The organism is Anaerotignum sp. (genome assembly GCF_031981185.1).
Lineage (GTDB): Bacteria > Bacillota > Clostridia > Lachnospirales > Anaerotignaceae > Chakrabartyella.
The window spans coordinates 1-6,372 of record NZ_DALYUL010000053.1 but is presented as its reverse complement, the minus strand read 5'-3'; the positions used below and the strand labels follow the sequence as shown (position 1 = coordinate 6,372).

General features: G+C 32.9%; 7 protein-coding genes. All 7 read right to left on the bottom strand.

Annotated elements, in window-relative coordinates; translation table 11 throughout:
• Positions 1 to 58: 58 nt before the first annotated feature.
• On the bottom strand, positions 59 to 799 hold the full coding sequence (locus tag RTK36_RS16270; RefSeq protein ID WP_312048268.1) for an MBL fold metallo-hydrolase: 741 nt from the start codon (positions 797 to 799) through the stop codon (positions 59 to 61).
• Positions 800 to 895: 96 nt separating this feature from the next.
• On the bottom strand, positions 896 to 1,144 hold the full coding sequence (locus tag RTK36_RS16265) for a hypothetical protein (RefSeq protein ID WP_312048267.1): 249 nt from the start codon (positions 1,142 to 1,144) through the stop codon (positions 896 to 898).
• An 82-nt stretch (positions 1,145 to 1,226) separates the two neighbouring features.
• Positions 1,227 to 2,297, bottom strand: coding sequence for a hypothetical protein (locus RTK36_RS16260; protein ID WP_312048266.1), 1,071 nt, complete (start codon positions 2,295 to 2,297; stop codon positions 1,227 to 1,229).
• Entirely contained in the window at positions 2,281 to 2,577 is a 297-nt protein-coding gene (locus RTK36_RS16255; RefSeq protein WP_312048265.1) for a hypothetical protein, read from the bottom strand. The genes RTK36_RS16260 and RTK36_RS16255 overlap by 17 nt, the downstream gene beginning before the upstream one ends.
• Positions 2,578 to 2,887: 310 nt before the next feature.
• Positions 2,888 to 3,526: a hypothetical protein gene (locus RTK36_RS16250; protein ID WP_312048264.1), complete on the bottom strand. Its 639-nt coding sequence runs from the start codon at positions 3,524 to 3,526 to the stop codon at positions 2,888 to 2,890.
• Between the two features lie 286 nt (positions 3,527 to 3,812).
• The gene (locus RTK36_RS16245) at positions 3,813 to 5,195 is read right to left on the bottom strand and encodes a KAP family P-loop NTPase fold protein (RefSeq protein WP_312048263.1); all 1,383 of its coding nucleotides are present in this window, start codon (positions 5,193 to 5,195) and stop codon (positions 3,813 to 3,815) included.
• A 137-nt stretch (positions 5,196 to 5,332) separates the two neighbouring features.
• A complete protein-coding gene (locus RTK36_RS16240; protein ID WP_312048262.1) occupies positions 5,333 to 6,220 on the bottom strand; it encodes a DUF5677 domain-containing protein in 888 nt (295 codons plus the stop codon).
• Positions 6,221 to 6,372: the final 152 nt, after the last annotated feature.

The window sequence follows — 6,372 nt, the reverse complement described above, 5'->3', positions numbered from 1 at the left end:
TTTTTGTTTCACATGCACAACATTGGACTCTTTGTAATCAGACTGTATATCATAACCATTATGTGAAGCTCTTTATTACTGTTTGCAAGCTGTTTAGTATATCAAATTTGTATAGCCCGCCATGATAACAAATTATTGTTTTAATATCATAATTTAAAAGTTTTCGAATAGAGTCTTGTGCATCTTGTACATTTAAAATAAATTGTGGCATAGCCATACACAGCTCTTCGTCTTCCACCACTAGGGCATCCCCAGCTATGAGTGTCTTGTCCTTTTTGACATATAAAGAGATGTGGCCGGGCATATGCCCTTTCGTATCGACTACCTCAATCCCACCACAGAAAGGAAGGATATCTCCCCTATTTATTATTCTAACATCATGAATATCAACTTTTTGTAAAGCAGCTATAAAGCTTTGAAACTGCATACCGCCTTCTTTTTCACTTTCTGGCAAGGTATCCTGAATTGCCTCAGCCTGTTGCAAGCGCAGTGATTTGCGCTGCCCTGTTATATACGGAGCCTCTTCTTTTGAGCAAAGAATTTGTACAAAAGGATACCGTTCTTTTATCTCCTTTAATGCCCCCATATGGTCGTGGTCATGGTGTGTAATAATTATTTTTGTTAACTGATTTAGAGATAATCCTATTTGATTCATTGCATGTTCCAACTTTGGTACTGAATCTGGATAACCACAATCAACCAAAATTAATTCATTATCATCTTGCAGAAGTGTAGGGTATATTATAAGCTCTGTATTATCCAAATGAAAAGTTATCGGTAATATAAATATGTTTTTCAATTTATTACCTCCTATTTAATTATAATAAATGATTGGATCTTACTTTCTTCGCACAGTGTAAACATACTGCGAAACTGATTTTTCTAATAATTTGGTTCATAATATATACTTCAGTTCTTTTCCACAATGTGGACAATGTTCAGGAACTGGTCCACTAACACATGTAAGAGATTTGCCGCAATGAGGACATCGGTAAAAAATGGAGAATTGAATTGCTTCAACAATCACAATAATGGCTCCAACAACAATTATCCAATTTTTAGCAGTAATTATGCCTACAAATAAAATGAATAAACAAATTCCCACTCCAAGCAATAGCATAGTTCTGCTCTTATGATAGTTCATAACGCATCTCCTCCATATATTAAAAATTTATCTTATCCGTTATAAACATAATTCAAAATTGAATTCTATACTTCATATGAAGTCATAGCTGCAAAAACAAATTATAATTTCTTTCTTCAAAATATGTTTTAGAAAAACCTTTAACCTTTTCATCTTCCAAATCATTATGAGCAACTTTTAAAAAATCTTCTTTAGCAGCTTCATCCCATTTTTTCCATAGCAATGGGCTAACTGTTATGTTTTCACAATTAAGTGGTATTAAATTATTTAGATATTTTAATATCAATCTTGTTGGTGCTTTTTCTAATTGTTCACTGAAAAAACCATATATAGAATGATCTTCTTTAAACCATGAAAATATAATGCGAGTTTGATTTTCATCCGGTATTATCGAAATATAAAGCATTGGTAAATCAAATTCTTTGTGAATAATTGAGTTTCCGAAAATATCAAACATCGGGCAAAAACAGGTAGCAGCTGCAAAATAAACTCGATACTCTAAAGTTAAAGATGCATTTTCTAAACAATCGTATTTTTCAGTAAGTATAGCACTATCGAATTTGTCTTTGTAATAGTTCAATGCTGGTACCCATTTTTTTTCAGCTTGTACATAAAAGTGGATGGCCAACGGGTTACAGGTTAAGTCATATTTTTGACGCAACTTATTATAGCATTCAAGCTCACGTATAACTTTGTAGTATGTGGCTGCAAAAGTTCGATAGGAATATAAGAAAAAAGCGTATTCATCAAGTTTTACCTTTTGTTGATCAATTGGATAAAACATTGCATCATGGTTTTGGCAAAAACAGTAAAATTTTGTGGCCTTGGCCTCTATACCCATTGGCTTCATTTTAAATTCATTTGTTATTCCATATACTACAGGCATCAAAACCTCTCCGTTTTCTGCAATTAAAGATAAAACTGCTTTTTGCGAAATGGTATGAGCATGGGTTTTTACATCGCAGCACTCATCCTTCTTAGGATGTAAACACAGATGTTTGAAATTTCTGCGTATTTTATCAAGTTCGTGCATAAAGTTTTTATGTATTCCTGTACTCTGGTTAGGACTGATTTTCCCTTTGCAACAATTGGCATATGTTTTTCCACTACCACATAAACAACTAACATCTTTATTTTCAAATTTCTCCTTCATATTTTTTTAGTTCTCCAATCATATCCCAAAAGCTACATTTTCCATCGATGTATTCCCAATAAGTCATCATTCTGATATAGCCCTTAGCTAAATTAGCATTATTGCTCTTTTGAGTTCCAATGATAAATTCATCTATTTCACAGATTTGGAAATTCAAATTTTCCAATGTATTTTCTGAAAGATCGCCGTTTTGTTCTTCATATGCGGCAACATAATTTCTCATATTATCTAATATTTCTTTGATTTGATTTATATCACGTATATTGTTTGCTTTAACCAATGACATTCCTTCTTTCAAAACAATTATAAAACATCAGTATTTTCGCATTATGGTACTAACTGCGTACCCCTATTGGTTACACTGGTAAACATAACCAGAAACTTATATATTCTCATAAATCCATCCTTCAATTTTTAAAACTTGTAGGTTTTAAATCAAAGGATTAGAAAACAAAACAGTTAATAAGTAAATTTGAATTTATAGCGATGTGGAAAATACAACGAATCCAATTAGCTCATCTCAAGATACAATAAAATTATCCTCAGGTTTCACATACAATAAATATTTAAAATCCTGTGTTAACATCCACTTAATTGACATGTTGTAAAATCAGATGAAATTTTTTAATCAATAGTTCACTCTCCGTTTCAGTATAGTCCCTCATAGAAAGTATTTCCCAATAACTTTTATAGAGCTTTTTTAATGCTTCAAACAGCGTTTGCGGATTACATAGGTAGTGTGGACCATTCTTTTCAATGATTTTGTCATACTCAAAGGTAATTGCCGTTTGTTTCTTTGTCTGACCTTGATGGATAATGCCACAACGAATTCCTTTATAAAAATTTTTTGCCATATCTTCCGTTATTACATTGTCCAGTTGTGGAAGGACGATTTTATACGCTACAAGCACTTCACCACCGTCGCTAGACTGATCATAACCATAAATCATCTCATAGTAAAATTCTATTAAAATACAATTGATGCACATCACGATAAATCCATACCACTCGCGATGTTCATGTGAACGAGTAGCATTTAGGAATGTTTTTATAGGACTGATATAATGATCATTTACTCGTTCTTTCATTACACCGCAAATCTTCTGAAACTTTAGTCTAGCCTGACTGGAATCCCCCGAATCTCTTGCATTTATGAAATCATTATACAGTGCTTTAGCCACCTCTATCTCACACTCTTTACAAAAATGCATTTTATCATTTGTAAACATAAACTCCTCCAAATTTAATTGTACACTCAACTATTTTCTATTTTATTACTACGTAGTTTGCGAAACTTCTTTTTAAAATCATTATGCATAATCGTAAAGTTTGCCTCATTTAATATCACTTTCCGAATTATATTCTTGCTATTTTAAACTGTAGTTTAAGCTTCCCATTATGGTACTAATGCACACCTTGTTGTTTTTGCAATATACTTGTACATCATAAATATAACGGGCAATTAATTGTTAGAGCATGAGCGTCCTTGAACCAATATAAATTCATTAGTTTTTCCTAGTCAATATCAGTGTTGGCAAACCGAGACAATAGACTTGCCGTTCTGATAAGAGTCTCTCTCGTATTACGATCAAAAGAGTATTCACCCATGCAAACCTCATACGTCCCATTAGTAAAGCAGTTAACAAACAAAATATTATATAGCTCTTTGAGCTTTGACTCCAATGATACCACTGTTTTACCGTCGTCGTTTTCTTCAAATGATTCCGTTCTACTCAGTAGTCTATAAAAATCCCAGTCTCTCAAGATATTAGCAATCTCAAGCAATGGCGTGTAATCCCTTCCATTAATAAAGTCTGAGTACCTACGAGAGTCACATATTTTTAAGCCAATCATGATTGGTACAACATATATAAGTCCAAATTGAAGACCACGACCGTCTGAAAATAGAAAATCAAATTTTTTGTTTCCATGCGTTGGTTCATAGGCTGCAACTTTCGTTAGTTTCAGATACTTTGCTATTTCCCGTAATTCGAAATGATAGGCTCTAATCACAGCATCACAAACAATGTCATATGTATAATGGCGATCGTCAAAATTTATACTCTGATAGTAGCGATTTAAATCAGCTGGGGGTAATGAAATCCTTAAATCAAAGAAACGATCTAAATACTTTGAAGCATTAAACTCGACGCCATAATACTGCTTGATGGTGTGCTGTAACTCATATGTGTTAACTGAAAACACGAATGTAATCCGGTTATTTGAAAAATAGTGCTTAATTCGTTCAAGCAAGCGAACAGCGTAGCTGGGCTTACATCTATCCAACTCATCAATAAAAACGACAAGACGATTTCCCTTTTCAAGAAGCAATGAATCCATGAATTCCTTAAATATTTGTTGGATTTCTTTTTCCTTTTTTAGTTTCTGAAGAGGATCCTCACCCTTCAAATTATTTATAAGCTGCATCCAATTCTTTCCCGAAAAAAACTCCATTATGTTTGCAGCAATTTGTAGACAGTCAGCTCCTTTTTTAAAAGAATAGTCGTTTTCTACACTTTGAAGAATGCTATAAACCAGTGAAAGAATGGGATCCTCGTCGTTATCATTTTCCCATGAATCATAGTAAACAGAAACTTGAGTTTCCAGCTCCAGTGGTTGGTTCTTATGGTGTTGTGCCCACAGTGCTTTAATTTTCCTTTTATCTTCATCATCGTACGAGGTAATGAAATCGTTATGTGCATCCAAGACCATTTTAATCTGCTTAACGAAAAAAGTTTTTCCGCTACCCCATCCTCCATCTAGCGAGATAGCGCAGCTGTCATTGATCGAATTAAGTATTTCGATAAAGTAAAAAACGTCCTTATCCCTTGCAATGGTATCATTTAGATAGGTATTTAGTAAGTTCTCATATGTTGGTTGTAGTTCATAAGATTTCATCTTTTCCCTCCAATTCTTGTATGCCTCTACTTAAGAGTTCCTCTCATGGTACAAAATTGTATCTTTTAGTCTGGTTACCGTTTCAAAAATTCCTGCAATAATACACATAAAATGTCAAGTAGCAAAAGATATTTTTCTTATGCAAGAAAATCTTTATTTAGGCTTCCCACTTCCTCTTTAAGGGACTTTCGCATATTTTTGAACATACGTTTCATATGTTTATTCAACTCATCATTTACATCTGAATCATACTTACTAAAAAACTCTAATCTTTTATCTAAGAATATCGTTACTTCTTTTACTAACTTATAGCATTTCTTTTCCGTTCCATTATCTAAAAAATCTTCACCTTTAACAGTTACTATGCTTTCAAAGATTTTTGTGTATACGAACAAAACCAAGACTCTTACTAGTAAACCATTCACCTCTTTTTCACATGTAAATGATCCTTTTTCATTTAAATAACAATCTAATATTGAGAAATTACAATGTGCGTAATTACATAGATATTCATATAAATCAAAGAAATAATTTTTATCTTTTCCTAATTTCATTTGTGAAGGGTTTCTTTGCATAAATTCTATTATATTTTTATCTCTATCAACGGCTACTTTCCCATCATAAATAATCTTTCTATGTGCAATAAGCTGTGGTACAAATAAAAAATCATTAAGTAGTTGTTCTTCATATTCTTCATCAATATATCTGCTTGCCAAATATCCCTCGAACATACTCCGAAGAATAATTAGTACATCTTCCATTCTTCTGTCATGTAAAAGTGTACGAATACTCATTAAAGATTTAGTACTCTTAGTAAAAACAAAATATTGAAAATCACTTATAAAATGTGACTTGCCCCTGTTTGGGGAGGGGGAAGCTATAATTATTTTAGCAAATTCTTGTTGATTTGAAAAAGAATTTGCGAGAAAATGCGGGTATTTTTGGCTTTTTACGCGTAAGTGTGTCCATATATCCCCATAGGCGCTTACGTCCGCTGCAGCTATCTCATTCTGACAAAAAAACAAAGTTCGGCTCGATACTTTCAGTGTGTCGGGCATTTTTTACGCCGAACTTCGCTTTTTTCCTAAGATCAAAACTGGAATCTTAATTATCAATAAATCAAAAACACTTTGCAAATCCAGACTGCTTAAGTTAAACTTATATCAGCAATATGGGT